Source organism: Reyranella sp. CPCC 100927, assembly GCF_007859315.1.
In the GTDB taxonomy this organism is placed as follows: Bacteria; Pseudomonadota; Alphaproteobacteria; order Reyranellales; family Reyranellaceae; genus Vineibacter.
Genome location: NZ_VOHA01000015.1, coordinates 131,153 through 156,951, shown reverse-complemented (window position 1 = coordinate 156,951; position 25,799 = coordinate 131,153). Strand labels below are relative to the sequence as shown.

Sequence of the window (25,799 nt, the reverse complement as noted above, 5' to 3'; positions counted from 1 at the left end):
CCCCGCTCAAGCTCTCAGAGCCAGTCATCCAGCACGTGTTCGGTGAGATCACCGGCCTCCAGCTCGGAGATCACCTTGCCGCGCGCCGAGACGCCGGCGTCGTGCACGGTCTCGGGGTCGCCTGAGACCAGCGGATGCCACCAGAAGAGATCGCGCCCCTGCAGGACCAGGCGATAGGCGCAGGAGTGCGGCAGCCAGTCCATCTCGGCCACCACATCCGGCGACAGCTGGATGCAGTCGGGCACGATCGCCTTGCGGTTCTTGTAGTCGCTGCACTGGCAGGTCTGGGTATCGAGCAGCCGGCAGCAGGTGTTGGTCTGCACGACCTCGCCGGTCTCCTCGTACTCCAGCTTGTTGACGCAACACTTGCCGCAGCCGTCGCACAGCGACTCCCACTCGCGCTTGGTCATCTGCGCCAAGGTCTTGCGCTTCCAGAACGGCAACGCCTCGTCGGCGACCCGGGCTGCAACGACCGCCTTGCCGCGGCCGCCCTTGGGCTTCACGCCGAGCTTGCGCGCCAGCGCCTTGCGCACGGACGCCCCCTTGGCCGTGTTGGTCTTCTTGGCCCGGCCGGACCGGGTGGTGGCGCGCCGGCTCATCGGCTCAGGAACGTCGCCAGAATACGGCGCGCCGCGGCCGAGGGCGCCAACGTGCCCCGCTCGACGTCGCGCTCCAGCGCCGCCAGCTGCTGGCGGACATCGGGATGGCGGCGCAGGGCGGCCATCAGGGTCTCGCCGATCTCGTTCCACAGCCAGGCCCGCGCCTGCTCACCGCGACGCCTGGCGATGCCGGCCTCGCCCTGCGCGACACGGTAGCGCCCGACGGCCGCCCACACCTCGGCGATGCCATGGCCTTCCATGGCCGAGCACGTGCGCACCTCGGGCATCCATTTCGCATTGCTGGGATAGAGCAGGCGCAGTGCATTCAGATAATCGTTGGCCGAGCGCTGCGCCGTCCGGGCCAGATCGCCGTCGGCCTTGTTCACCACCAGCATGTCGGCCAGTTCGACGACACCCTTCTTGATGCCCTGCAGGTCGTCGCCGCCAGAGGGCGGCAGCAGCAGGACGAACATGTCGACCATGTCGGCCACCGCCGTCTCCGACTGCCCGACGCCCACGGTCTCGACGATCACCACGTCATGACCAGCCGCCTCGACCAGCAGCATCGCCTCGCGCGTGCGGCGCGCCACGCCGCCGAGCGTGGTCCCGGCCGGCGACGGACGAATGAACGCGTTGGTGTCGCGCGACAGCAGCTCCATCCGGGTCTTATCGCCCAGGATCGAGCCGCCCGTGCGCTTGGACGACGGATCGATCGCCAGTACCGCGACCTTGTGGCCGGCCTCGATCAGGTGCAGGCCGAAACGCTCGATGAAGGTCGACTTGCCGACGCCCGGCACGCCCGTGATCCCCAGCCGCACGGATCTGCCGGTATCGGGCAGCAGCGACGTCAGCAGCGCGTCGGCGCGTGCGCGATGATCCTCGCGCGTCGACTCGACCAGGGTGATGGCGCGTGCCAGCGCCCGCCGGTCGCCCGCCAGCAGCGGGCCGTAGAGGGGGTCTTCACTGGCTTTGGCCTTTGCAGCAACGGCAGTCATTGCTGTCGGTCTAGCGGATCGCGGCGGCGTTGTCAGCCACAGCGACAGCGCCCGAATCGGCGCTCACTGGGCTGCCGCCAGACGCCCTTCGGCGCGCAGCGACGGCGCTTCCTCGACCTTGCGCTGGGCCTCGTCGGATGCCTCCTGCTGGCGGCGCCACATGTCGGCGTAGACACCGTCGCGCGCCATCAAGGCCGCATGGCTGCCGCGTTCAGCGACCTTGCCCGCCATGAGCACGACGATCTCGTCCGAATCGATGACCGTCGACAGGCGGTGTGCGATCACCACCGTGGTGCGGCCGCGCGACACCTCGCGCAGCGAGGCCAGGATCTCCTGTTCGGTGCGGGTATCGAGCGCCGAGGTTGCCTCGTCGAACAGCAGGATGCGAGGATTCTTGAGAATGGTGCGGGCAATGGCGACACGCTGCTTTTCGCCGCCCGACAGCTTCAACCCACGTTCGCCCACCATGGTCTCGTAGCCCTTGGGCAGCGAGACGATGAAATCGTGGATCCGCGCCAGCCTGGCTGCTTCCTCGACTTCCTCTCGCGTGGCGCTGGGGCGGCCATAGGCGATGTTGTAGTAGACGGTGTCGTTGAACAGCACGGTGTCCTGCGGAACGATGCCGATTGCCGCCCGCAGGCTCTTCTGGGTGACGTCTCGGATATCCTGGCCATCGATACGCACGCGCCCGCCGGCAACGTCGTAGAAGCGATAGAGGATGCGTGAGATCGTCGACTTGCCGGCGCCGGACGGCCCGACGATCGCCACGGTGTGGCCCGACGGCACGGTGAGCGAGACGTCGTGCAGGATCTGGCGGTCTGCCTCGTAGCGGAAATCGACGTTCTCGAAGGTGACGGTGCCCGGACCGGCGGCCAGCGGCGGCGCCCCCGGCTTGTCGGCGATCTCCTGCTCGACGTGCAGCAGATCGAACATCTTCTCCATGTTGACCAGCCCGTCGCGGATTTCGCGGAAGGCAAAACCCAGCATGTTGAGGGGCTGGTAGAGCTGGATCAGGAAAGCATTGACCGCCACGAAATCGCCCAGGGTCATTGTCTTGTCGATCACCCCCTGGGCGGCCATGGCCATGACCACGACAAGCCCCAGCGAAATGATGGCGCCCTGGCCGACATTGAGGACCGACAGCGAGATGCGGCTGCGCACCGCGGCGCGTTCGTAGCGCTGGCGGGCGACGTCGAAACGGGCCGCCTCGTGCGCCTCGTTGCCGAAATACTTCACCGTCTCGTAGTTCAGCAGGCTGTCGATCGCCTTGGCATTGGCGTCGGTATCGCTGTCGTTCATGCGGCGCACCAGCATGCTGCGCCAGGCCGACAGCTTCACGGTGAAGACCACGTAGCCCACGATGGCGGCCAGCGTGGCCACCGAGAACCGCCAGTCGAACAGGAACCACAGCACGCCCGCCACCATCGCGATCTCGAGGATGGTCGGGATGATGTTGAAGGTCATGAAGCTGATGACGAAGCTCATGCCCTGCGTGCCGCGCTCGATCACGCGCGAGAGGCCGCCGGTCTGGCGCTCCAGGTGGTAGCGCAGCGACAGGCGATGCAGATGGTCGAACGTCTGCAATGCCAACTGACGGACGGCGCGCTGCGCCACCTTGGCGAAGATGGCATCGCGCAGCTCGCCGAAGGCCTGGGCCATGACCCGCGAGACGCCATAGGCCGCCAGCAGCAGGATGGGCACGGCCACCGCCTGGGCCAGCGGGTTGGAAAGCGAATCGACGGTGTGCTTGTAGAAAACCGGTACGGCGACGTTGGTCAGCTTGGCGGCCACCAGCAGGACGGCACCGGCAGCGACCCGCAGTCGCAATTCCGGCGCATTCCGCGGCCAGAGATACGGCAGGACAATACGAATCACCTTCCAGGCGTCGGTCGGCTTGATCGGGACTTTCGGGACGTTTCCAGGCGGGTTCATTGAAACGAACATGGCGATCCCGGCACGCGTTGCCAAGGACTTAGGCACTGCTACAGTGAGGGCAGGCCATGCAGGGAGGCCACCGGGATGAAGACCGTGACAACGCTGTCTGCGGCAGGATTTCGGGGTCGCATGACAACGTGCGCCGTTGTCCTGCTGGGCCTGAGTACGGGGACAGCGGCAGCGCCGACGCCACCCGCCCCGACCGGCCGCGTGGTTACCCTGGAATACGAATTCACGGTGAGCGGCTTGCGCGCCTTTCGCGCTGAATCACACTTGCGGATCGACGGCGACCGCTACGTGGTCGATGCCAAATTCAGCAAGGAGGGCATCGTCGCCGCCCTCTCGGCCACCTTCAACGGCAGCAACCGGGCATGGGGCACGGCGGGACCGCAGGGCCTGCAACCCCAGGGCGGCTGGTCGTGGATCCAGTTCCGCAACAATACCCGCACCTGGCAGGTCACCTATCGCGGCGACGGCACCTACAGCGAGGACCACAAGCCGGTGTTCGTCCCCACCGACGATAAAGTAGTGACGCCCGACCAGAAGCGCGGCGCGTTCGATCCCATGACGGCCGCGCTTTCGGGTGCCCTGGGCGGACATGCGCCCTGTGATCGCGTCTACCCGATCTTCGACGGCAAGCGGCGCTTCGATGTGACTCTGCGCCGGGTCGGCATCGACCGGCTGAAGAACGGCGAGGTGAACGGCATCGTCGGCGAAGCCCTGGTCTGCGAGGCGGTGATGAAACGCATTGCCGGCTATGAAGAACAGCGCATGAAGCCGGATGCTTACGAGAAGAGCCCGCCGAAGCTCTGGTTCAGCGCCCTGGAAGGCTTCGAGCGGCCCTTGCCGGTGAAGATGGAAATGCCCACCAGCTTCGGCACGGTGCAGGGCAAGCTGAAGAGCTTTTCGGTGCGGCCGATGACGGCACAAGACCGCCTCGCCATGGAGCCGTAATCAGGCAAGCGAAGGCACGCGCCGGAAACGCGCGCCCCGGCGTCACGCCGCTTGCTGGGCGCCCGCGCGCAGCAGCGTGAGAATCTCGCTCGCGGCCTTGGGAATGTTGGTGCCCGGGCCATAGATGGCGCTGACGCCGGCCGCTTTCAGGAAGTCGTAGTCCTGAGCCGGGATCACCCCGCCGCAGACCACCAGGATGTCGCTGCCGCCCTGGGCGCGCAGCGCCCGGATCAGCTCCGGCACCAGCGTCTTGTGGCCGGCCGCCTGCGAAGAGACACCGACCACGTGGACGTCGTTCTCGATCGCCTGGCGGGCCGCTTCCTCGGGCGTCTGGAACAGCGGGCCGATATCGACGTCGAAGCCGAGATCGGCGAACGCGGTGGCGATCACCTTGGCACCGCGGTCATGGCCGTCCTGGCCCATCTTGCAGACCATCATGCGCGGGCGACGGCCTTCGGTTTCGGCGAAGTCAGCGATTTCGCCCTGGATGCGGCGATAGCCCTCGTCGCCTTCCCAGCCCTGATTGTAGACACCGGCGATGGAGCGAATGACCGCGTTGTGGCGCGTGTAGACCTTTTCCAGCGCCTCGGAAATCTCGCCCACCGTCGCGCGCGCGCGCGTCGCGGCGACCGACAGCTCCAGCAGGTTGCCCGTGCCGTCGGTGGCAGCCTTGGTCAGCGCCGCCAGGGCCGCCGTGACCTTGGCCTCGTCGCGGTTCGCCTTGATCCGCTTCAGCCGCGCCAACTGCGATTCGCGCACCGCGGTGTTGTCGACCTCCAGGATGTCGACCGGATCCTCTTGCTTGAGCTTGTACTTGTTGACGCCGACGATCACTTCCTCGCCGCGGTCGATGCGCGCCTGGCGGCGCGCCGCCGCTTCCTCGATGCGCAGCTTCGGCATGCCCGCTTCGACAGCTTTGGTCATGCCGCCGAGCTCTTCCACTTCCTGGATGAGCTTGCGCGCCTCGGCGACCATGCTGGCGGTCAGGCTTTCGACGTAGTAGCTGCCGGCCAGCGGATCGACGACGTTGGTGACGCCGGTTTCGTGCTGGATGATGAGCTGCGTGTTGCGCGCAATGCGGGCCGACGTCACCGACGGCAACGCAATCGCTTCGTCGAAGGCGTTGGTGTGCAGCGACTGGGTGCCGCCCAGCACGGCGGCCAGCGCCTCGATCGCCGTGCGCACGACGTTGTTGTAGGGATCCTGTTCCGTCAGCGACACGCCCGAGGTCTGGCAGTGCGTGCGCAGCGCCAGGCTGTCGGCCTTCTTGGGATTGAACTGCGCGATCAGCTCGGCCCACAGGAATCGGCCGGCGCGCATCTTGGCGATTTCCATGAAGAAATTCATGCCGATCGCCCAGAAGAAGCTGAGCCGGGGCGCAAACGCGTCGATGTCGAGTCCTTTGCCCAGCGCGGCACGCACGTATTCCAGGCCGTCGGCCAGGGTGAAGGCGAGTTCCTGCACCTGCGTCGCGCCGGCTTCCTGCATGTGGTAGCCGGAGATCGAGATCGAGTTGAACTTCGGCATGTGCTTGGCCGTGAACTCGATGATGTCGGCCACGATGCGCATGCTGGGTCCGGGCGGATAGATGTAGGTGTTCCGGACCATGAACTCCTTGAGGATGTCGTTCTGGATCGTGCCCGCCAGCTGTGCCAGCGGCACGCCCTGTTCCTCGCCGGCGACGATGTATCCGGCCAGCACCGGTAGCACCGCGCCGTTCATCGTCATCGACACGCTCATCTTCTCGAGCGGGATGCCGTCGAACAGGATCTTCATGTCCTCGATGGAGTCGATCGCCACACCGGCCTTGCCGACATCGCCGATGACGCGCGGATGATCGCTGTCATAGCCGCGGTGCGTCGCCAGATCGAAGGCCACGGACACGCCCTGCTGCCCCGCCGCCAGGTTGGCGCGGTAGAACTTGTTGCTCTCCTCGGCCGTCGAAAAGCCGGCGTACTGGCGCACCGTCCACGGCCGGCCGGCATACATGGTCGCCTTGGGACCGCGCAGGAACGGCGCGAAGCCCGGCAGCGTGCCCAGCGTTTCGAGATTCTCGAGGTCGGCGGCCGTGTAGAGCGGCTTGACCTTGATGCCCTCGGGCGTCAGCCAGTCCAGGCTCTCCAGCGGCCGGTCCTTGAGCTCTTTCTGGGCCAGCTTGGCCCAATCGTCGACAGTCTTTTTCGAAAACTCGGCCATGGTCTTGCCCCGGCTCGCGCAATCTGCGCACGATCATCTGCTCATAGCGCATCACCGGGCGGGCGGAAAGGCTGCCCGGCCATGCGCTCCGCTCGCCGAAACAGGAGATCCTGCATGCTCGATGCCGAAGCCGCCTTCGTGCTTGACCTCATGGAGAAGGCGGTGGCCGCCGGCCGCCCGCAATTGCACACCCTGGGCGCAGCCGAGGCGCGGGCACTGGCCGACAAGATGTCGGCTGATGGCGAGGCCGAGCCGCCCGAGGTTGCCAAGGTGATCGACGGCGTCCTGCCCGGGCCACGCGGCACGATCCCCTTCCGGCGCTACTGGCCGGCCGGCGTCAACGAGAACCCGTTGCCCACCCTGGTCTACTACCACGGCGGCGGTTTCGTGATCGGCAACCTGGAAACGCACGACTCGACCTGCCGGCGCATCGCCAACAAGAGCCGGTGCCAGGTGATCGCCATCGACTATCGCATGGCGCCCGAGCATCCGTTCCCGGCGCCGGTCGAGGATTCACTGGCTGCCTTCCAGCATATTCGCGACAACGCTTTGGTTTTCGACACCTTGCCCGACAGGATCGCCGTGGGTGGCGACTCTGCCGGCGGCAACCTCTCGGCGGTCGTCTGTCAGCAGACCAAGCTCGCCGGCGAGAAGATGCCTGCGTTCCAGATGCTGATTTACCCCGCCACCGACAGCACGACGGTCACCGAGTCGCGCCGCACCCTAGGCGAAGGGTATTTCCTGACCCAGGCGCTGATGGACTGGTTCTGGCAGCATTACGTGCCGGCCGGCACGGATCTGAGCGATCTGCGCCTGTCGCCTTTGTTGGCCAAGGACTTCGCCAACCTGCCGCCAGCGTACGTGCTGACTGCCGGTTACGATCCGCTCAAGGACGAAGGCCACGCCTATGCCGAGAAACTGCGTCAGGCCGGCGTCAAGGTCACCTATGCAAATTTCCCTGGCACCCTGCACGGTTTCTTCTCGATGACGCGATTTCTCAAGCAGGGGCTGGTGGCCAACGATGAGGCCGCCGGCGTGCTCGGCGCCTTTTTCGGTCGATAGCAGGGATACCGCGGCATGCCGGTCCGTATGTACCGGCATGCCCCCAGTCGGAAAACTGCACGTACCACCCGAGTATCGTACCGCCCTGGCCGCGATCGCGCTGGGTCTGGTGCTGTTCTGTATTTCGGTTGGCGCTGCCCTACAGGGCTGACCCAAATGCGGCCTACGCGACGATGCGCACAAACGGCACCGGCGCACCAAAGCCCTTGAGCGTAACGGTCTCATCGTGAACCACGGCATCGGCCAGAACCGGCCGCACGGCCGGATCATCCGCGACTGCGCGTGAGAGCACGATATCGCCACCCAGGCTCTGGCCTTGCAGGCGGGCGGCCATGTTCACCGTGGTGCCGAAATAGTCGAGACGGTCGTTGAGGTTGACGGCGATGCTGGGGCCCATGTGCAGGCCGATCTTCACCACCAGCGCACCATCAGCCAAGCCGCGCTCGGCCGACAGGCGCCGGTCGAGTGCCGCCACGTCGCTGCGGATCGCCAGCGCGGCGCGCACGGCATCGGCGGGATCGGCAAAAGCCGCCATCACCGCATCGCCGATGGTCTTGACGACGGCGCCGTTGGCGTCGCGCACGGCCTTGCCCAGCACCGCGAAATGCGCGCGCACCAGGTTGAAGGCAGCAGCGTCACCGATCTGCTCGTAGAGCGCCGTCGAACTGCGCAGGTCGGTGAACAGGATCGTGACCTGGCCGATACCGGCCTCGTCGCCCGGCCGCAACGTGGCGTCGGCAAACAGCTCGCGAAACGCCTGCAGTGTCGTGACCTCGTGCGCGGTCAGCGCCTCGCGCACCCAATCGCGCGTCTCGACCAGCGCCGCCAGCTCGAAGCCCGCTTCGTTGACGAAGACGATCTCACCCGACTTTTCGGCTGCCAGCACGTCGACCCCGTTGGCCGTGATCCGGAGGCCGGGGAATGGCCCGCCAGCGTGGTCGATGTCCACCGCGCGCCCGGGATGCAACGTGCGCAGTCGATAGGGACCTGGCGGCAGGTCCATCGCCACGATGCGCCGCTCGCCCGCCGCCAGCAGCTGTTGCGTCACGACATGCGGCGTCGTGGCCGGCCCGCTCAGGCAGAACATGCCGGTGCCCAGCGCGCGGATCAGCGGCGACGGCGCGAACGTCAGCTCGACGTTGCGCGCGAAGTCACGGTCGTAGTCGATGTTGCACGAAGCACAGTGGGCGCCGCGCGGCAGCTGGTCCAGCGACGACACCGTCATCTTGGCACCGCGGCAGTTGGAGCACAGCAGGTCCCACCTCATATCGAGCATGCGTGCTTTCACGCCGGCGAGACAGAGCTCGATCGCATCACGTGGTGCGATATCGAAGGCGGCAGCCAGCGCCTTGGGACGCACGCGCTGCAGGTCGACCTCCATGGCACTCAGCAGTCGATCGGCGAGGCGACGCGCCTGGCCGTGGGCGTAGCCGGTTGCCTCCGCATCGCGCACCATCGCGTCCAGCCGCTCGCGCACACCGGCCGCGGGCGCCGGCGGCGTGTAGTCGAACATCATCGGCGGCCCGCCGCGCAGGAAGGCGACGCCCTCCTTGACGCGCCGCTCGATCAGCCGGCCCGAACTGCGCGCCAGCCGCAGGCCGGTGAGCCTGCCCAGCCAGTTCATCGGCTCCCAGCGCAGTGCGTAGATGACCGTGCTGCCGCCACCCGTCGGGGTAACATCGAGGGTCGGGCCAAAGACCCGGAAGGGCCCCTTGGAAAAGACGCGGGTCTGGCGGAAGCGCCGGTGCAACACCCACTCGCAGGGCTTCTCGTCCCAGGCTAGGTCGATGCCGGCGACCCGGCCTGTGCCGCGCCGCAACACCGTGCCGTCAGGCTGCGCGACCTCCTCCAGCTGGTAGGACGGCAGGCCCAGGATCTCGTTGAAACGGTTCGTGTCGGCCAGCACCGGCCAGACGGCAGCCGGTGGCAGATCCTCGAAATGCCACGTCCATTCGACCTTGGGCATCGGCCGCTCTTCCTCCGAACAGCCTCACTCTAATCGCATGACGGCAAACGACAAACCACGAAGCCTCACGTGGCGGCGAGCATCCTCACCACTGCAGGCCGGGCCCGATCCAGGTCGGGCGCGCGTGGGCCGTGGCGCAGGCAGCCTCGATACGGGCATGATCGATCCTGCCGTCGGGACCGGTGAATTCCTCGCGATGGATGCCGCCGACCACCAGCAGCGAGTCGAGTCCGGCAGCGTTGGCGCCGGCAATGTCCGTGCGCAGCGAATCGCCGATGCAGAGCACGCGCGCCGGCGCCGCACCGCCCAGCAGGGCGCGCGCCCGGGCGTAGATCGGCGCATGCGGCTTGCCGTGATAGACGACGCGGCCGCCGAGCTCCTCGTACAGCGCCGCGACGGCCCCGGCGCAATATTCCAGCGCCGCGCCATGGACGACCACCAGATCGGGGTTGGCGCAGATCATCGGCTGGCCACGGGCCACGGCCGCACGCAAGGTCGCCGCGTGATCGGCGGGCTTCTCGCCGTAGTCGTAGAGGTTGGTACAGAGGATGAAATCGGCGGTCGCGATATCGTCCACCCGCTCGACATCGATCTGCTCGAACAGGCTGAGATCGCGCGCGGCACCGAACAGGAAGCAGCGCCGGCCCAGGTCGCGATAGAAGGGTGCCGCGTCGGCCCGGCCACGCGTCCGCAGGGCTTCCCACGCGTCCTCGCCTGAGGTCAGCAATTCGTCGAACCGGTCGCGCGTGAGTCCCAGCTCGGCGAGGCGGCCCAGCGCGGCATGAGCGCGCCGCGGTGCGTTGGACAGCAACAGCGTGTGTTTGCCAGCGCGCTTGAGGGCGGCGAAACAGTCGAGCACCCCAGGATAGGGTTGCTTGCCGTCATGTACGACGCCCCACAGGTCGATGATGAAGGCATCGTAGCGGTCGGCGATCGCGGCGAGCCCGTTGATCGCCGTGAAGGAGGTATCAGGCATGACGCGCTTGTCGCATGCAGGCGCGCAAAAGCAAAGCCGCCGCCATTGTCACTCGGCCTTGATGCCAGCGGTCTTCACGATGTCCGCCCACTTGGCGATCTCGGTTCGCAGAAAGGCAGCGAAGGTCTCGGGTGTGCTGCCCACCGGCTCGGCACCGAGCGTCGCCAGGCGGGCTACGACGTCGGGCAGGCGCAGCGCCTTGGCTGCCTCCTGCTGCAGGCGCTCGATCACCGCGGCGGGCGTGCCAGCCGGCGCCAACAGCGCATTCCATTCGTAGACGTCGTAACCCGGCACACCCGACTCGGCGACAGTGGGCACATCGGGCGCCGCCGGCGAACGCTTCGGGCTGGTCACCGCCACGGCACGCACGCGACCGGCCTGGGCCTGCGGCAGCGCCGAGCTCATATTGCCGAACAGCATCTGGACGTGGCCCGCTGCGACGTCGACCAGCGCCGGGCCGCCGCCTTTATAGGGCACGTGCTGGATGTCGCAGCCGGTGCGGGCCTTGAACAGTTCGGCAGCCAGATGCTGGGCCGTGCCGTTGCCGGCAGAGCCATAGGCCAGTTTACCCGGCTGCGCCTTGGCCAGAGCGATCAGTTCCGCAACCGATGTTGCCGGCAACGACGGCGTCACCACCAGCAGGTCGGGAACGACGACCAGCAACGATATCGGCGCAAAGTCGTCGGGCGTGCGAAATGGCATGCGCGGCAGCAGCGACGGATTGACCGCATGAGCGAAGGCGCCGAGCAGCAGCGTGTGTCCATCCGGTGGCGCCTTGGCGACCACATCGTCACCGATCACACCGCCAGCCCCCGGCTTGTTGTCGATCATGACGCTCTGGCCCAGTGCGTCCTGCAACTTGGGCGCCAGCAGCCGCGCGACGGTGTCGGCACCACCGCCCGGCGCATACGGCACGACGATCCGAATGGGCCGGCTCGGAAACGCCCGGGCGCCGACCGGAGCGGGCGCCACCACCGATGCAGCGCTCGCCAGCACCATGCTTCGCCGCGTCAATCGCACGGCAGCCCTCCCTGAGGCAGGCCTTTTACGGCACCATGAACGCAAACGGCGCCGGACAATGCCGGCGCCATGCGTTTGGCGATCCAGATGAGGATCGGTCGCAGCGTCACTGCGCCTGCAGGTTCACGGCCGAGGAACGGCCACGCTCATTGGCGATCTCGTAGGTGACCTTCTGGCCCTCCTGCAGCGAACGCAGGCCGGCGCGCTCGACGGCACTGACATGCACGAACACGTCCTTGCCGCCGCCGTCCGGCTGAATGAACCCATAACCCTTCGTGGTGTTGAACCACTTGACCGTCCCAGTAGCCATCTTTGGTCTCTGTTCTGTTGCGCGGGAACACATGCGCCGCGCGAACATCGCACGGCGGCACAACCTAGTTTGGGGGTAGTCTTGAAACGGCGCCGCTGCCCGCGGCGGAGTGGTCAAGGCGGACCAAAGTCGATTGTGCTGCAACGGAACACCGTCAAACGGGCCGCTGTCAAACGCTATTTGGTGGTGACCGGAGGCCCGGTCGATGCATCCGCTGCGCATGAAAAGCGGCGCCGGACAGGGTCCGGCGCCGCTTCATCGACCGATCGCCGGGCGATCAGCCGCCGAGGTCACACCAGTTCGAGATTGACCGCCGACGTCTTGCCGCGGTCGCTCTGGAGCTCGAAGCTCACCTTCTGGCCTTCGTTCAGCCCGCGGATACCAGCGCGTTCCACCGCGCTGATATGCACGAACACGTCCTTGCTGCCATCCTCCGGCTGGATGAAGCCGTAGCCCTTCTGGGCGTTGAACCACTTGACGGTTCCGATATTGCTCATCGTCTGTCCTTCTTGCGCCGGTGCGCATCGCCACCACGCAACGATTGCGCGGTTTTGACAACCTGATTTTCGGGTAGCGTGTGGAAACGGCGCCGCGGCGCGGCGGGGTTTGGCCAAGCAGACCAAAAGTCGATTGTGCGCGGCACAAGACACATTCGGGTTGCCGTTGTCAAACCCTAAAGCATGGTCGCACCGGTCGATTTGCCCCGCCGCGACGTGATGGCTATCATTTCCGCAACCGGCCCCGTCCCACACCAGGACGCACGCAAAGATCGGCATTCGACCGATGGGCTCGTTGGGAGATACGCCATGAAACGCAGACGAGTGTTGACGACCATTGCCGGGTCCGCCATCGCGACGCTGGGTCCCACCGCAACCAGTCACGCCCAGACGATCACGCTCAACGGTGCGGTGCAGTTCAACGACGACCACGCCTTCACCAAGGCGCTGGTGCGCTTCGAGGAGCTGGTGAAGAAGTACTACGCCAAGCCGATCAACTTCACCCTGCACAAGAACAGCGCGCTGGGCCTGGAGAAGCAGTATTTCGAGTACATGGCACAGGGCAAGGCGGTGGACTACGGCATCGTCTCGCCGGCCCATATGTCGACCTTCTCCAAGGCCGCGCCGTTCATCGACGCGCCGTTCCTGTTCCGCGATCTGGCGCACTGGAACAAGGTGCTCGATGCCGACCTGCTGAAACCGGTCGCCGACGAGATCGCGGCCAAGGCCGACGTCATGCTGATCGGCTACGCCGGCGGTGGCGTGCGCAACATCTTCGCCAACAAGGCGGTGCATAACCTCGCCGAAATGAAGGGCCTCAAGGTCCGCGTCCAGGGGGCGCCGATCTGGAGCCGCACGTTCGCCGCCACCGGCATGTCGCCGACGGTGATCGCCTACAACGAGGTCTACAATGCCATCCAGAACGGCGTCATCCACGCCGGCGAGAACGAGGCAGCCGGCGTCGAGCAGATGAAGTTCTACGAGGTCGGCCCCAACCTCGCGATGACCGAGCACGCCATCACCATCCGGCCGATCTGCTTCTCGGGCAAGACGTTCAAGACCCTGCCCAAGGACCTGCAGGAAGCGGTGACCAAGGCCGGCAAGGAGGCCGGTGCCTACGGCCGCCAGGTCGAGTCGTCGGAAGATGCCGCCAAGCTCGAGGCGCTGGAGAAAGCCGGCAAGCTGAAACGCCTAGCGTTTGCCGACCGCGACGCCATGAAGAAGCTGGTCGACCCGGTGATGGCCGCCTATGCCAAGGACATCGGCGTCGACAAGATCCTCGAACAGATCAACGCCATCAAGTGAGCATCCTGGGAGCGCGGGCGTCCCGCCCGCTTTCGCCCACAGCGCTCAGGGAGCAGACCAATCATGATCGGCGATTCGCACCGTGCGGGCCAGAGGCCCGCGCTCCCGGGCGCATTCGCTTCCAACAATCATGCGAGGACGCATGAGTGAAACGCCGCCCGATGCGCCAGGGCCGTGGCGCCGCACAACCGCGTGGTACCACCGCATCCTGTCGTACTTGCTGATGGTGTCGGTCGCCATCCTGGTCGTACCGGTCACGCTGCAGATCTTCTCGCGCTTCACCGATCTGATCCCGCACTACATCTGGACCGAGGAGATGGCGCGCTTTCTCTTCATCTGGACGATCATGATCGGCGCCATGATCGGCGTGCGCGAGAGCCTGCACTTCGAGGTCGATGTCTGGCCCAGGTTGCGGCCGCGCGCCGAGGCCGCGGTCAAGCTGATGGCCAAGCTCGGCGTGCTTGCTTTGGCGCTGGTCTTCGTCTGGTCGGGAATCGAGTTCACGCAGTTTGCCTGGAACCGAATCTCCGAACTGGCCGAACTGCCGCTGTGGCTGATCCATATCGCCTGGCCGATCACCGGCGTCACGTGGCTGCTGTTCCTGGGTGAGCAGTTCGTCGACGACCTGCGGGTGCTGTTGGGGAGGTCGGCCTGATGGGCACCGCCGTACTGTCGCCCGGCATGGCAGCGCTGATCCTGTTCGGGCTGTTCTTCCTGTTCCTCTTCCTGCGCGTGCCGGTGGCCTTCGCGCTGGGCCTGGCCTGCCTGCCGATCCTGGTGATCGAGCCGCGGCTGTCGGCGATGACGTTGGTGCAGGAGACATTCAACGCCTACAACTCCTTCATCCTGCTGGCGGTGCCGTTCTTCCTGCTGACCGCCAACCTGATGAATGTCGGCGGCATCACCGATCGCCTGATGCGCCTGTCGCGATCGATGGTGGGCCATTTCCCCGGCGGCCTGGCACAGATTAATGTCGTGCTGTCGATCTTCTTCGCCGGCATCTCCGGATCATCGACCGCCGATGCCGCCAGCCAGTCCAAGATCTTCATCGAGGCCCAGCGCAAGGAAGGCTACGACGACAGCTTCTCGGTGGCGATCACGGCGGTCTCCGCCGTGCTGGCCGTGATCATCCCGCCCTCGATCCTGATGATCGTGTGGGGTGGCGTGCTCACGGTGTCGATCGGCGCGCTGTTCCTGGCCGGCATCATTCCCGGCCTGCTGATCGGCCTGGCGCAGATGGCGACCGTGCACGCGTATGCCAAGGCGCGTGGATATCCCACCTACCCGCGCTCGACCTGGCGCGAGTTCCTGTGCGCCAGCTGGGTCTCGATCCCGGCCCTGATGACGCCCGCCATCATCATCGGCGGCAAGATCTTCGGCTGGTTCACCGCCACCGAGTCGGCCTGCATCGCCGTGCTCTACGCCGGCGCGCTGTCGCTGGTCGTCTACCGCGAGATGGATTTCAAGGGCCTGCAGTATGCCCTGCTCGACACCGGCAAGCTGGCCGGTGCCGCCCTGTTCTGCGTCGGCACCGCCAGCGCCTTCGGCTGGCTGCTCGCCTACTACCAGATCCCCAAGGCGATTCTGGAAGGCGTGTCGGCCTGGGGCATGGGTCTGACCGTCACCGGCTTCTTCATCGCCTTCGTGTTCCTGGTGGTCGGCTGCTTCCTCGACGCGATCCCGGCGATCATTATCGTCGGCAGCATCCTGCAGCCGCTGGCCAAGGCGGTCAGCATGGATCCGGTGCACTTCGCCATGATCGGCATCGTGTCGCTCGCGTTCGGCCTGGTGACGCCACCTTACGGCCTGTGCCTGATGATCGCCTGCTCGGTGGCGGGCATCCGCATCGGCGATGCACTCAAGGACACCATGATCATGCTGGTGCCGATGCTGATGGTGCTGGCGCTGGTGATCATATGGCCCGATGTGTCGCTGATCCTGCCGTCGCTGATCTCGCCGGAGTTCCTGCGCTGATCGAGGAGTACCGACGATGGCCTCCATCCGCCCCCTCTCAGATGCCCTGGGCTGCGAGATCACCGGTATCGACCTGGCCCGTGATCTCGATGATCCCACGTTCGGGACCATCGAAGCGGCGCTGCACGAGCATCTCGTGGCGGTGCTGCCCGGCCAGAGACTACAACCCAACGATTTCATGGCCTTCGCGCGCCGCTTCGGCCAGCCCGAACCGCACGTGATCGACCAGTTCCATCATCCGGCCGACGCCAACATCCTGATCCTGTCCAACGTGCTGAAGGACGGCGAGCCGATCGGCCTCGCCGACGCCGGCACTTACTTCCACACCGACTATTCCTATCTTGCCGTACCGGCGCGTTGCACGATGCTCTATGCCATCGACGTGCCGGCCAGGGGCGCCGGCACCACGTTCGCCAACCAGCGCCGGGCCTGGGAGGATCTGCCGGCCGATACCAGGGCACGCATCGATGGCCTTGTGTGCCGGCACCACTACGGCAACCGCGACGATCTCGACGAAGCATCCCGCACGGCCGCCTCGCGACTGAGCGCAGCGCAGCAAGCGCGGATGGACTGGGTGCGCCATCCGCTGGTGCGGCGGCATACCCACACGGAACGGCCGGCGCTCTACGCTGTTTCCGGCAGTTCGTTCGGCATCGAGGGCATGGACGACGTCGAGGCGATCGCCCTGCTCGACGACCTGAAAGCGCACGCCACGCACCCGCGCTATCGCTACACCTACGACTACCGGCCGGGCGATGTCATCATCTGGGACAACGCCGCCCTGCTGCACGCCGCACCGCTGGTCGACATGAGTCGTCCGCGCACCCTGTGGCGCATCACCATCAAGGATCCCGGCCCGACCCTCTGACGACAGGCCGACGGCGCTGGAGACTGGCCTCTGATACAGCTGTCATCCCGAGCGATAGCACCTCACATCAGGAAGACGCCCTTGCCGGTGTTCTGTTTGTCAAACAGGCGATAAGCCTCGTCCGCCTGCCCCAGACGCCAACGGTGCGTGAAGAGGTGATCGACGTCGACCTTGCGTTCGGCCACGAAGCGCGCGCATTCGGCCTGGCCGACGGTCGAGAACGTCCATGAGGCCACGATGGTGACCTGGCGGCGCAGCATGTCCGGACTGACGTCGAGCGTCACCGATCCGCCCTCGCCGACAAAGCACGCCGTGCCCCAGGTCCGGGTGGCGCGCACGGCCTGTGCCCGCGCATCGGCCGCACCGGTCGTGTCCATGGTCAGACCGACGCCTTCGCCGTGCGTCAGATCCTTGATGGCCGCCACGGCATCCGTCTTCGACGGATTGATCACGCTGTCGGCCCCGAATTCAGTCGCGCGCGCCAAGCGCTCAGGGCTGATGTCGAGTGCGATCACGCGGGCGCCCATGGCGGCGGCGAGCTGCGTCGCCGACAGGCCGACCGGCCCCTGACCGAAGATCGCGATGGTATCCCGGCCGGTCAGGTTAATGCGCTGCAGGGCACCGAACGCAGTGCCGGTGCCGCAGGAGATCGCGGCACCGGTTTCATAGGAGAGTGAATCGGGCAGCGGCACCAGGGTGCTGGCCGGCACCTTCATATAGGGCGCATGGCCACCGTGACCTGTGGCGCCGTACACGATCATGCCGCTCTTGCTGCAGAGCTGCGTCCAGCCCACCAGGCAGTGCTTGCAGACGCCGCAGCCCTTGTAGTGGTGCACCATCACCCGCATGCCGGGCCGCGCCATCGCCTCCGGAACGCCGGCGCCGACGGCCGCCACCACGCCGCACGGCTCGTGACCGGCGATCACCGGGCCGGACAGGGCGCCCAGTCCCAGTGCCGCGGCACCGCCGCCGTCCTTCGGCGCGCGATAGTACTTGAGGTCGCTGCCGCACATGCCCGAGGCCTTCATCTCGAGCACGACCTCGCCGACGTCCGGGGCCGGGTCGTCGAAGTCCATGAACGCGAGCTCGCGCTCTCCGAGAAAGACGACGGCTTTCATGGGGTTTCCTCCTTTTTTTACCTCTCCCGCGAGCGGGAGAGGTCGACGAGCGCGTAGCGGTCGGCGGGTGAGGGGTTACACACCTCGTCCTTGGGCCCTCACCCTCCCATTGCGATTCGCGCAATGGGCCCCTCCCTCTCCCGCTTGCGGGAGAGGGCTAACTACGCACCAGCTGGCCCGGCAGTTCACCCGTGTGCTGGTCGGCCTGCAGCGTCTCGACACCGGATACGAAGATGTGGCGATAGCCCTCGGCCTTCTGCACCAGGCGCTTGCCGCCAGCGGGCAGGTCGTAGACCACTTCCGGCGCCAGCAGGCGCAGGCGATCGAAGTCGATGACGTTGATATCGGCCTTGCAGCCCGGCGCCAGCAGACCGCGGTCGGCCATGCCATAGGCCAAGGCGGCTTCGCGCGTCTGCTTGTGCACCAGGAACTCCAGCGCCAGGCGTGGGCCACGGGTGCGATCGCGCGCCCAGTGGGTCAGCAGGTAGGTCGGCGCACCGGCATCGCAGATGACGCCGACATGGGCGCCACCATCAGCAACACCCAGCACGCAGGCATCGTCGGTCAGCATCGTGTGCACGACGTCGAGATTGCCGCCGCAATAATTCTCGAACGGATGCAGCAACAGACCCGTGCCGCCGTCCGCCATCATCAGGTCCAGCGCCAAGGCACGCGGGTCCACGCCACGCGCGGCGGCCTGCGCCGTCACGCTGCTCGAGGGTTCGGGTTCATAGTCGAGCCCACCGGCCGTCAGCGGATAAGCCTTCGACAGCTCGGCGGCGAAGATCGAGGCGGCCCCCTCGGGGGCCGGCGCGATCAGCCGCTGCCGCAGCTCGGCGTCGTGGGCCAGGCGCTGATAGCGCTCCGCCGCCGACAGGTTGCGCAGCGACGCCCACACCGGATGGGCGGAGAACGGATTGACCGTGGTGTCCAGCCCCAGCAGCACGCCGATCGGCCGGCAGCCGACCTGGGCGTTGGCCTCCACGCCGGCGGCGCGCGCGGCGCGGATCTGATCCAGTGTCTGGCGCCACAGGTCGGGCGTCTTGTTGACCTGCACCAGCAGGCACGACAGCGGACGGCGCGCGATCTCGGCCGCCGCACGCAGCGCCTCGAACTCGCCGGGTCCGAAGTCGGAGTTCACCTCCAGCACGCCGCGACCGGCGCGGTTCATGGCGCGGGCCAGCGCGAACAGCTCCGGCTCGCGCGCACTGAGGCTGGGTGTCAGACGGCCATCGCGCGCGCGATGCTTGGTGGTGCGCGACGTGGTGAACCCCAGGGCCCCCGACAGCAGCGACTCCTCCAGAAGCGCCGCCATGCGGGCGAGCTCGTCGTCGGTCGGCATCTGGGCGTGGTCGGCGCCACGCTCGCCCATGACATAGAAGCGCAGCGCCGCGTGCGGGACCTGGGCGCCGATGTCGATGGCGCGCGGCATCGCCGCCAGCGCGTCCATGTATTGCGGAAAGCTCTCCCAGGTGAACGGCACGCCCTCGGACAGCACCGTACCGGGAATATCCTCGACGCCTTCCATCAGGTTGATCAGGTAGTCGGTAGCGCCCGGCCGCACCGGCGCGAAGCCGACCCCGCAGTTGCCGAACACCGCGGTGGTCACGCCGTGCCATGACGACGGCGTGAGATAGGGATCCCACGTCGCCTGGCCGTCATAGTGCGTATGGATGTCGACGAAGCCCGGCGTCACCAGCAGGCCGTCGGCATCGATCTCGCGCCGCGCCGGTCCCAGTTTGCCGCCGACTGCCGCGATACGCCCGTCCGTCACAGCCACGTCAGCGGTCTGTGCCGGTGCCCCACTGCCGTCGATCACCCTGCCGCCGCGGATCACCAGATCGTACATGCCCTGCTCCGTTGGCTGTGCTGCGTTTCCGTGATCACCAGCGTAGCAAAGACCACCGGTGATCGCTGTCCGCTAAACGCATGCCTGAAATTCAGAAGTCCCGCCCTTTGGACCTTTCTCCAGGAAAATTCGATATGCGGTCCACGACCCCTCGACGGTACCGGCCGTATGGTCAACGGTACGTCATGGACCTTGGTACCCTCACCGAACGGCTTCGCCTGCTGATCAGCCGTCATGTCGGCGACGATGTCGAACTCCTCGCGCTCGCGCTGCTGGAAGAAGGCCATGCAGGTTTGACGTTCGGCTTCTCCATCCGTCTGTCCGACGGAACCGTGACGCCCTTCGTACTCAAGCTCGCGCCGTTCGGCGTCAAACGGCAGGGCAACACCGACGTCTATCGACAAGCGCCGCTGCTGCGGGCGCTCCATGCCGCCGGACTGCCGGCGCCGAACGTACCCTGGGCATCCGCGGACGAAAGCGATCTGGGCACGCCCTTCATCGTGATGGAGCGGCTTCCTGGACGGACGTTCATCATCTGGGAGCCGCACGCGTCGTTCGATCTGGCGGAAGATCGCGTCGCGGCGCTGTGGACACAGGCTGCGGCGGCCCTGGCGCGCCTGCACGCCTTCGATTGGCGCGGCTCACTGCGCGACTGGGAGCAGCCCCGGCCGCTGGCGGCGGAGCTGGCGTACTGGGCCCCGATCCTGGCCAAGGCACCGGAGGATCATTGGCTACAGCAGGGACGTGCGCTCGCCGACGCGCTGGCCGCGCGCATCCCGAATGGAGGACCGATCGGGATCGTCCATGGTGACTACCAGCCCGGCAACCTTCTGTTCGACGATGGCCGGCTCACCGGAATCATCGATTGGGAACTGGCGAGCATCGGCGCCCAGGCACTCGATCTCGGCTGGCTCGCCATGATGGCGGACCCGCACTGTTGGGACACCGGCTGGCAGCCCCATGTCGGCATCGAACGCGACGCCCTGATTACCCTCTATGAAGAGGCGCGCGGTGCGCGTGTTGCGGCGATCGACTGGTTCCAGGCTCTGGCCTGCTATCGCATGGGCGCGATCGCCTGTCTGAACGTGCGGCTGCACCGCACCGGCCGCCGGATCGATCCGCTATGGGATCGTTTCGCGCCCAGCATCACGACCTTGTTTAGCCGAGGACGCGACCTCGCCGGGCGGTAAGGTCAGTCGGCCCGGCCGCGGGCTTCAACGGACCACAACGCGACAAGCTGATCGCCCGCCACGACGTGCAGGACGTCGTGCAGGTTGATCGTCGGATCGCAGTGCGGGACCGTGCATTCAACAACGGTCCCGATCGGCAGGGCTGCGTCGCCAGCGTTCGGCAGGATGCGACCGAACTCGTCGCCACACCACTCCACCCTGCCAACAACCTCCTGACCCAGAAGGACGCGCGGCGCGGGGCCATCGAGGGCGAAGCTCTTGCTGCCGCCATCGACGATGGCGAAGCCTGTCGAACTGTGCCCCACCACCGTCACCGCGACCCGCAAGGCTGGCCCGAACCCCGGTCCACCGCGCCCATCGATGTCGACCGGATTGTACGCCTCATCCATGAAGACATAGGAGCCCGGCTGAACCTCGGTGAGCAGGCCGGCCTGTGCATCCAGCTGGTGACTGCCGGTGCCGCCGCCCGACACGATATCCGGCGCCAGCGACGCCTGACGCAATGCCGCGATCATGCCTGCCAGTACGTGGTTTGCCTCGGCGTTGGCAGCCCGGCGTGCCTCGAAATCAGCGATATGCTGCACCCGGCCCTGGTAGGCTTGCACACCGGCATAACGCAGGCTGGCGTGCTGCGTCACCCGGCGCGCGAGGTCGACCGCCGCCTGCGCATCGGCAACGCCGCTGCGATTGAGGCCCGTATCGAGATCGACCAGAACGTCGAAACAGGTGCCATGGCGCGACGCCGCCTGGGCATAGGCGGTGATCAGGTCGGGGCGGTCGACGACGACGCAGATCCGCCCGCCCTCGGCGGCGGCACGTGCCAGCCGATCGATCTTCACGGCGCTGGCGACCGGTGCACTCAGCATCAGATCGCGGATGCCGGCGCCGAACAACGCCATCAACTCGCCCGGCTTGGCGCAGCAGATGCCAAGCGCACCCGCGGCCATCTGGCGGCGCGCGATCTCGGCGCATTTGTGCGACTTCGCATGCGGCCGGAAGCCGATACCGGCCTGCCGGCAGGTCTGCGACATCATCGAGAGGTTATGCTCGAAGATGTCGAGATCGAGCACGGCAGCGGGTGTTTCGAGGCGGGCCCGACTGCCTGGCCGGCCGACCAGCGGCACATTGAGTGCGGCAGCCCCGATCGGCGCCGCCATCATGCCCCGCTTCCCACGCGGTCCCCGCGCGCCCGGGCGGTGGCGGCCGCATCAACCGTGGCGCCATCATCCTGGAAGACCACGCCGTAGTCGCGCAGGGCACCGTCGATCGACACCTTGCCTTCCCGGACATCCTCCGCGACGCGCCAGCATTCGCGTGCCAGCGGCGCGCCATAGCCGCCGCCGCCGGCACCGGTCAGCCGGAAGACGTCACCGCGCCGGGCGTCAAAACTTTCCATCGGCATCGTCGGCAGCGGCTGGCTGCCGCCGTCGACGCGGATGAGGAGATGCGCGGACGGTGCGCCACCGCGGCCGCCGGCAAAACCATAGGGCGGATGATCGCGCCGGTCTCCCCGCAGGGTGAACCGGGCATCGGCCAGAAACCGGAACTCGCGGATGAACGCGAGGCCGCCGCGGAACTCGCCGGGACCACCCGAATCCGGCACGAACCCGTAACGCAACACCTCCACCGGCATGTCGGCCTCGACCATCTCGACCGGCTGGTTGGAAAGATTGGCCGCCGGATTCGAAATGCCCTCGATGCCGTCCTTGCCGGCGCGCGCGCCCCACGTACCGACCACCATCTCGTTGAGGACGAAGGGCCGGCCTTCGCAGGTACCGCCGCCGGCCAGCAAATAGGGACCGCCTTCCGAACCGCCGATGGCGCGCTCCGGAATGACTTGCGCCATCGCCTGCATGATCGCGTCGAAGACGCGGTAGCCGACGACACCGCGCGCACCGCAAGCAGCCGGGTAGCGTGGATTGACCAGGCACCCCTCGGGGGCCCGAACTGTGATGGGCCGCAAATAGCCCTCGCAGTTGGGAATATCCTGCTGGGACAGGCACCGGATGGCACAGAAGGCGGCGGATTCGGGTAGCGAGATCGGGCAGTTGATCGAAGCCTCGACCTGTCCAGCGGTTCCCGTGAAATCGATGTCGATCGTGTCGTCCGCAACGGTCAACGTCACGGCGATCGCGAGCGGTTCGGGATTCTCCCCCAGGCCATCGATGTAATCCGTCGCGTGGTAGACGCCGTTGGGCAAAGCGCGAATGACATCGCGCATGATCGCCTCGGCATGGTCGTGCAAAGCATCGATGTAACGGTCGAGCGTTTCGGCGCCATAGCGCCGCACGAGAGCGGAAAGTCCTTCTTCAGCGACATTGCAGGCGGCGATTTGCGCCCGGATATCGCCGAGCACCTCCACCGGCGACCGCGTATTGGCCTCGATGATGCGGAAGATGGGATCGACCGGTTTACCCTCTTCGTAGAGCTTGAGCAGCGGCAGACGCAGGCCTTCCTGCTGGATCTCCGTGGCGTAGATCGCGACGCTGCCCGGCACGATGCCGCCGAGGTCGGTGTGATGCGCCACCGTGGCGGCAAAACCCGCGAGCCTGTCGTCCACGAAGATCGGCTTCAGGATGTAGACGTCGGGAAGGTGCTGGCCGCCGGAACCGTAGGGATCGTTGGCGATCAGCACATCGCCCTTGTTGAGCGACGTGCCGAAGCGCTCCCGCACAAACCCCATGATGCGCGGAAAAGAACAGAGCTGGATGGGCAGTGTCAGACCCTGCGCAATGACGCGTCCCTGTGCGTCGCACAGCGCCGTCGAATAATCCATGATATCGCGCACGACCGGAGAATAGGCGCTGCGCATCACGATCAGCGCCATTTCGTCGGCGGTCGAGGCCAGGGCGTTGCGAATGACCTCGAGGGTGATCAGGTCGATCTTTGCGGGACTCATGCCGCCTCCAGCGTGATGTCGATGTTGCCGATCTCGTCGAGGCGCGCGGCCTGCCCCGGGCCGACGACGCAGGTGCAGTCATATTCTTCGACGATGAAGGGGCCTTGCCGCGGTGTGGCATCGAGGTCACCGCGGCTGATGACGGCGACCGGACGAGCATGGTCCGTACCGGCGAAGCAGACGCGACGATCGACCCTCTTGTGCGGCGCGGCCGCCGCAAACCGCTGCTGCGGCATGACAACGGGCAGCCGCACCGTGAGCCGGGCATTGACCAGGTGGACCTGGTCCTTGTGCGAGCGGTGCCCGTAGGTGCGCTCGTGCTCCTGGTGGAACAGTTCGACCAGCTCCGCCAGGACAAGCTGCCGCGCCGGCACGGTGAGCTCGTAGGCCTGCCCGACATAGCGCAGGTCGGCGGCATAGCGGAACTCGGCCGGTGCGAGGTCGTAGCCTTCGGCGGCCAGGATGGTGCGGGCATCGTGGGCAAGGTCGGCGTAGAGCCGGGCAAAACCCGCATCGTCCAACGCATCGGGACGACAGCGCGAGGGCCGCACGAATTCCTGCTCGACATCGGAGCGCAGCAGACCGAGCGCGCTGAAGACGCCGGCGGCGCGCGGCACCACGACCCGCCGGATTCCCAGCGCCCTGGCGACCTCCGTGGCGACGACCGGCCCGTTGCCGCCGAACGCAACGAGCGTGGCCTGCCGCGGATCGCGGCCGCGATAGGTCGAGACCGCCTTGACGGCCCGCGTCATGGTGGTGACCGCCAAGGTCAGCACGCCGCGGGCGCATTCGGTGATGTCGAGGCCCAGCGGACGGGCCACCTGGTCATGGAGCGCCGCGCGGCCGGCGTCGGCTTGCAGCGGAAAGGTGCCGCCGGCCAGCGCCACGTCGTTGATGTAGCCCAGGGTCAGGAAGGCGTCGGTCAGCGTCGCCTGCCGGCCGCCGAGCCCATAGCAGACGGGGCCGGGATAGGCGCCCGCGCTCTGCGGGCCGACCGATACCTGGTTCATGCGGTCGATCGCGACGATGCTGCCGCCGCCGGCGCCGATCTCGGACACATCGATGAACGGCATCTTGATCGGATAGCCACCGCCCTTGACCAGCTTGCTGGAGAGGTTGATGCCGGCGCCGACTTCATACTCGGTGGTGCGTGCCGGCTCGCCATTCTCGATCAGCGCCGCCTTGGCCGTCGTCCCGCCCATGTCGAACGAGATGACGCTGGGCACATTGCCGCCGGACACCAGGCGGGCACACGCGATGACGCCGGCGGCCGGGCCCGATTCGACGAGGGATGCTGCGCGCTTCACGGCCGAACCGAGCCGCATGATGCCGCCGCCCGAATGCATCATCTCGACCGGGCAGTCGACGCCGATCGACGCAAGGCGCGCCGTCAGCGCCGCGGCGTAGTTGCGCACGACGGGCCCGATGTAGGCATTCACCACCACGGTACTGGTACGCTCGTACTCGCGGATCTCCGGCAGGATCGCCGAGCCCCGGCAGATGTAGACGTCGTCACCCAGCTCGGCGCGCAGAATGCGCTCGGCCATGAGCTCGTGCTCGGGGTTCGCGTAGGCGTGCAGGAAGCTGATCGCGACGGCTTCCACCCTCGCCTTCCGGAACTGACTGGCCGCCGCCACCACGTCTGCTTCCCGCAGCGGGATGCGCACCGATCCGTCCGGCCCCAACCGCTCGCTGACCTCCAAACGCAGATGGCGCGCCGCCAGCGGCTTGGGTTTGTCGTATTGAAGGTCGTAGAGCACCGGGATGCGCAGACGGCGCATCTCGAGAACATCGCGGAAGCCTTCCGTGGTCAGCAGGCCGGTCCGAGCGCCTTTGTGTTCGAGGATGGCATTGGTCGCGACGGTGGTGGCGTGCACGATGCCCGTGATGCGATCGGGCGTGGTGCCGAATTCTGCCACCAACGCTTTCAGCGCCAGCGCGATGCCGCGGCTGTAGTCATCCGGCGTCGAGGGAACCTTGCGAGTCTCGACAAGACCATCGTCGCGCGCGACGACGACATCGGTGAAGGTGCCGCCAATGTCGATGCCGATCCTGTAGCTGGGCTGCGCCATGGCGCCGGTCTCCG

Annotated in this window: 21 protein-coding genes; 7 read left to right on the top strand and 14 right to left on the bottom strand. The window is 66.8% G+C overall.

Annotation, left to right across the window (positions count from 1 at the left end):
* Positions 1–14: 14 nt before the first annotated feature.
* From FQU96_RS29925 to FQU96_RS29915, 3 genes are all read right to left on the bottom strand, one after another.
* Complete coding sequence (locus tag FQU96_RS29925) at positions 15–443, bottom strand: YcgN family cysteine cluster protein (protein WP_255468629.1); 429 nt, start codon at positions 441–443, stop codon at positions 15–17.
* A 152-nt stretch (positions 444–595) separates the two neighbouring features.
* Positions 596–1,594: a methylmalonyl Co-A mutase-associated GTPase MeaB gene (meaB, locus tag FQU96_RS29920; RefSeq protein ID WP_146545040.1), complete on the bottom strand. Its 999-nt coding sequence runs from the start codon at positions 1,592–1,594 to the stop codon at positions 596–598.
* A gap of 63 nt (positions 1,595–1,657) precedes the next feature.
* Complete coding sequence (locus tag FQU96_RS29915) at positions 1,658–3,538, bottom strand: ABC transporter ATP-binding protein/permease (protein ID WP_255468624.1); 1,881 nt, start codon at positions 3,536–3,538, stop codon at positions 1,658–1,660.
* A gap of 120 nt (positions 3,539–3,658) precedes the next feature.
* Between FQU96_RS29915 and FQU96_RS29910 the strand changes: the two genes are divergently transcribed.
* Positions 3,659–4,483, top strand: coding sequence for a DUF3108 domain-containing protein (locus FQU96_RS29910; protein WP_178130786.1), 825 nt, complete (start codon positions 3,659–3,661; stop codon positions 4,481–4,483).
* Between the two features lie 42 nt (positions 4,484–4,525).
* Here the strand turns inward: FQU96_RS29910 and scpA are convergent, their stop codons facing one another.
* Positions 4,526–6,679, bottom strand: coding sequence for a methylmalonyl-CoA mutase (gene scpA / locus FQU96_RS29905; RefSeq protein WP_146545038.1), 2,154 nt, complete (start codon positions 6,677–6,679; stop codon positions 4,526–4,528).
* A gap of 114 nt (positions 6,680–6,793) precedes the next feature.
* Between scpA and FQU96_RS29900 the strand changes: the two genes are divergently transcribed.
* Entirely contained in the window at positions 6,794–7,741 is a 948-nt protein-coding gene (locus tag FQU96_RS29900) for an alpha/beta hydrolase (protein WP_178130785.1), read from the top strand.
* Positions 7,742–7,904: 163 nt separating this feature from the next.
* Here the strand turns inward: FQU96_RS29900 and FQU96_RS29895 are convergent, their stop codons facing one another.
* The 5 genes from FQU96_RS29895 to FQU96_RS29875 all read right to left on the bottom strand — a co-directional run bounded on the left by FQU96_RS29895 (position 7,905) and on the right by FQU96_RS29875 (position 12,510).
* Positions 7,905–9,707, bottom strand: coding sequence for an adenylate/guanylate cyclase domain-containing protein (locus tag FQU96_RS29895; RefSeq protein ID WP_146545036.1), 1,803 nt, complete (start codon positions 9,705–9,707; stop codon positions 7,905–7,907).
* 85 nt (positions 9,708–9,792) lie between these two features.
* The gene (locus FQU96_RS29890; RefSeq protein ID WP_146545035.1) at positions 9,793–10,683 is read right to left on the bottom strand and encodes a TIGR01459 family HAD-type hydrolase; all 891 of its coding nucleotides are present in this window, start codon (positions 10,681–10,683) and stop codon (positions 9,793–9,795) included.
* Between the two features lie 48 nt (positions 10,684–10,731).
* Positions 10,732–11,682 (bottom strand): tripartite tricarboxylate transporter substrate binding protein, encoded by a 951-nt coding sequence (locus tag FQU96_RS29885; RefSeq protein WP_146545076.1) that lies wholly within the window; start codon positions 11,680–11,682, stop codon positions 10,732–10,734.
* 127 nt (positions 11,683–11,809) lie between these two features.
* Positions 11,810–12,013 carry a cold-shock protein gene (locus FQU96_RS29880; protein ID WP_146545034.1) on the bottom strand — a complete coding sequence of 68 codons (204 nt, stop codon included), beginning with the start codon at positions 12,011–12,013 and terminating at the stop codon, positions 11,810–11,812.
* A gap of 290 nt (positions 12,014–12,303) precedes the next feature.
* Positions 12,304–12,510, bottom strand: a complete 207-nt coding sequence (locus tag FQU96_RS29875) for a cold-shock protein (RefSeq protein WP_146545033.1) — start codon at positions 12,508–12,510, stop codon at positions 12,304–12,306.
* Positions 12,511–12,819: 309 nt separating this feature from the next.
* Here FQU96_RS29875 and FQU96_RS29870 point away from each other — a divergent pair, with 309 nt between their 5' ends.
* The 4 genes from FQU96_RS29870 to FQU96_RS29855 all read left to right on the top strand — a co-directional run bounded on the left by FQU96_RS29870 (position 12,820) and on the right by FQU96_RS29855 (position 16,657).
* Complete coding sequence (locus FQU96_RS29870) at positions 12,820–13,815, top strand: TRAP transporter substrate-binding protein (protein ID WP_146545032.1); 996 nt, start codon at positions 12,820–12,822, stop codon at positions 13,813–13,815.
* Between the two features lie 142 nt (positions 13,816–13,957).
* Complete coding sequence (locus FQU96_RS29865) at positions 13,958–14,470, top strand: TRAP transporter small permease (protein WP_146545031.1); 513 nt, start codon at positions 13,958–13,960, stop codon at positions 14,468–14,470.
* The gene (locus tag FQU96_RS29860) at positions 14,470–15,789 is read left to right on the top strand and encodes a TRAP transporter large permease (RefSeq protein ID WP_146545030.1); all 1,320 of its coding nucleotides are present in this window, start codon (positions 14,470–14,472) and stop codon (positions 15,787–15,789) included. Before FQU96_RS29865 ends, FQU96_RS29860 begins: the two co-directional genes overlap by 1 nt.
* Positions 15,790–15,805: 16 nt before the next feature.
* Positions 15,806–16,657, top strand: a complete 852-nt coding sequence (locus FQU96_RS29855; RefSeq protein ID WP_146545029.1) for a TauD/TfdA family dioxygenase — start codon at positions 15,806–15,808, stop codon at positions 16,655–16,657.
* Between the two features lie 62 nt (positions 16,658–16,719).
* Here the strand turns inward: FQU96_RS29855 and FQU96_RS29850 are convergent, their stop codons facing one another.
* Together FQU96_RS29850 and FQU96_RS29845 are read right to left on the bottom strand one after the other, a co-directional pair.
* Entirely contained in the window at positions 16,720–17,775 is a 1,056-nt protein-coding gene (locus FQU96_RS29850) for a zinc-binding dehydrogenase (protein WP_146545028.1), read from the bottom strand.
* Positions 17,776–17,932: 157 nt separating this feature from the next.
* Positions 17,933–19,624 (bottom strand): amidohydrolase family protein, encoded by a 1,692-nt coding sequence (locus FQU96_RS29845; RefSeq protein WP_146545027.1) that lies wholly within the window; start codon positions 19,622–19,624, stop codon positions 17,933–17,935.
* Between the two features lie 185 nt (positions 19,625–19,809).
* Here FQU96_RS29845 and FQU96_RS29840 point away from each other — a divergent pair, with 185 nt between their 5' ends.
* Complete coding sequence (locus FQU96_RS29840; RefSeq protein ID WP_178130784.1) at positions 19,810–20,814, top strand: phosphotransferase family protein; 1,005 nt, start codon at positions 19,810–19,812, stop codon at positions 20,812–20,814.
* A 2-nt stretch (positions 20,815–20,816) separates the two neighbouring features.
* On the opposite strand, the gene FQU96_RS29835 is transcribed toward FQU96_RS29840, so the two are convergent.
* Genes FQU96_RS29835 through FQU96_RS29825 form a run of 3 tightly spaced genes read right to left on the bottom strand, consistent with a single transcriptional unit; the run spans position 20,817 to position 25,785 of the window.
* A complete protein-coding gene (locus FQU96_RS29835; RefSeq protein ID WP_146545025.1) occupies positions 20,817–21,974 on the bottom strand; it encodes a DSD1 family PLP-dependent enzyme in 1,158 nt (385 codons plus the stop codon).
* Complete coding sequence (locus FQU96_RS29830; RefSeq protein ID WP_146545024.1) at positions 21,971–23,713, bottom strand: hydantoinase B/oxoprolinase family protein; 1,743 nt, start codon at positions 23,711–23,713, stop codon at positions 21,971–21,973. The genes FQU96_RS29835 and FQU96_RS29830 overlap by 4 nt, the downstream gene beginning before the upstream one ends.
* Complete coding sequence (locus tag FQU96_RS29825; protein ID WP_146545023.1) at positions 23,710–25,785, bottom strand: hydantoinase/oxoprolinase family protein; 2,076 nt, start codon at positions 25,783–25,785, stop codon at positions 23,710–23,712. The genes FQU96_RS29830 and FQU96_RS29825 overlap by 4 nt, the downstream gene beginning before the upstream one ends.
* Positions 25,786–25,799 lie beyond the last annotated feature (14 nt).

Excerpts from the sequence above, each read along its gene's own strand:
- FQU96_RS29845 (WP_146545027.1), bottom strand. The coding sequence starts at position 19,624 with ATGTACGATCTGGTGATCCGCGGCGGCAGGGTGATCGACGGCAGTGGG.
- scpA (WP_146545038.1), bottom strand. The coding sequence starts at position 6,679 with ATGGCCGAGTTTTCGAAAAAGACTGTCGACGATTGGGCCAAGCTGGCC.
- FQU96_RS29825 (WP_146545023.1), bottom strand. The coding sequence starts at position 25,785 with ATGGCGCAGCCCAGCTACAGGATCGGCATCGACATTGGCGGCACCTTC.
- FQU96_RS29870 (WP_146545032.1), top strand. The coding sequence starts at position 12,820 with ATGAAACGCAGACGAGTGTTGACGACCATTGCCGGGTCCGCCATCGCG.
- FQU96_RS29840 (WP_178130784.1), top strand. The coding sequence starts at position 19,810 with ATGGACCTTGGTACCCTCACCGAACGGCTTCGCCTGCTGATCAGCCGT.
- FQU96_RS29880 (WP_146545034.1), bottom strand. The coding sequence starts at position 12,013 with ATGGCTACTGGGACGGTCAAGTGGTTCAACACCACGAAGGGTTATGGG.
- FQU96_RS29890 (WP_146545035.1), bottom strand. The coding sequence starts at position 10,683 with ATGCCTGATACCTCCTTCACGGCGATCAACGGGCTCGCCGCGATCGCC.
- FQU96_RS29835 (WP_146545025.1), bottom strand. The coding sequence starts at position 21,974 with ATGATGGCGGCGCCGATCGGGGCTGCCGCACTCAATGTGCCGCTGGTC.
- FQU96_RS29865 (WP_146545031.1), top strand. The coding sequence starts at position 13,958 with ATGAGTGAAACGCCGCCCGATGCGCCAGGGCCGTGGCGCCGCACAACC.
- FQU96_RS29915 (WP_255468624.1), bottom strand. The coding sequence starts at position 3,538 with ATGTTCGTTTCAATGAACCCGCCTGGAAACGTCCCGAAAGTCCCGATC.
- FQU96_RS29895 (WP_146545036.1), bottom strand. The coding sequence starts at position 9,707 with ATGCCCAAGGTCGAATGGACGTGGCATTTCGAGGATCTGCCACCGGCT.
- FQU96_RS29900 (WP_178130785.1), top strand. The coding sequence starts at position 6,794 with ATGCTCGATGCCGAAGCCGCCTTCGTGCTTGACCTCATGGAGAAGGCG.
- FQU96_RS29830 (WP_146545024.1), bottom strand. The coding sequence starts at position 23,713 with ATGAGTCCCGCAAAGATCGACCTGATCACCCTCGAGGTCATTCGCAAC.
- FQU96_RS29910 (WP_178130786.1), top strand. The coding sequence starts at position 3,659 with ATGACAACGTGCGCCGTTGTCCTGCTGGGCCTGAGTACGGGGACAGCG.
- FQU96_RS29875 (WP_146545033.1), bottom strand. The coding sequence starts at position 12,510 with ATGAGCAATATCGGAACCGTCAAGTGGTTCAACGCCCAGAAGGGCTAC.
- FQU96_RS29850 (WP_146545028.1), bottom strand. The coding sequence starts at position 17,775 with ATGAAAGCCGTCGTCTTTCTCGGAGAGCGCGAGCTCGCGTTCATGGAC.
- FQU96_RS29855 (WP_146545029.1), top strand. The coding sequence starts at position 15,806 with ATGGCCTCCATCCGCCCCCTCTCAGATGCCCTGGGCTGCGAGATCACC.
- FQU96_RS29885 (WP_146545076.1), bottom strand. The coding sequence starts at position 11,682 with ATGGTGCTGGCGAGCGCTGCATCGGTGGTGGCGCCCGCTCCGGTCGGC.
- meaB (WP_146545040.1), bottom strand. The coding sequence starts at position 1,594 with ATGACTGCCGTTGCTGCAAAGGCCAAAGCCAGTGAAGACCCCCTCTAC.
- FQU96_RS29860 (WP_146545030.1), top strand. The coding sequence starts at position 14,470 with ATGGGCACCGCCGTACTGTCGCCCGGCATGGCAGCGCTGATCCTGTTC.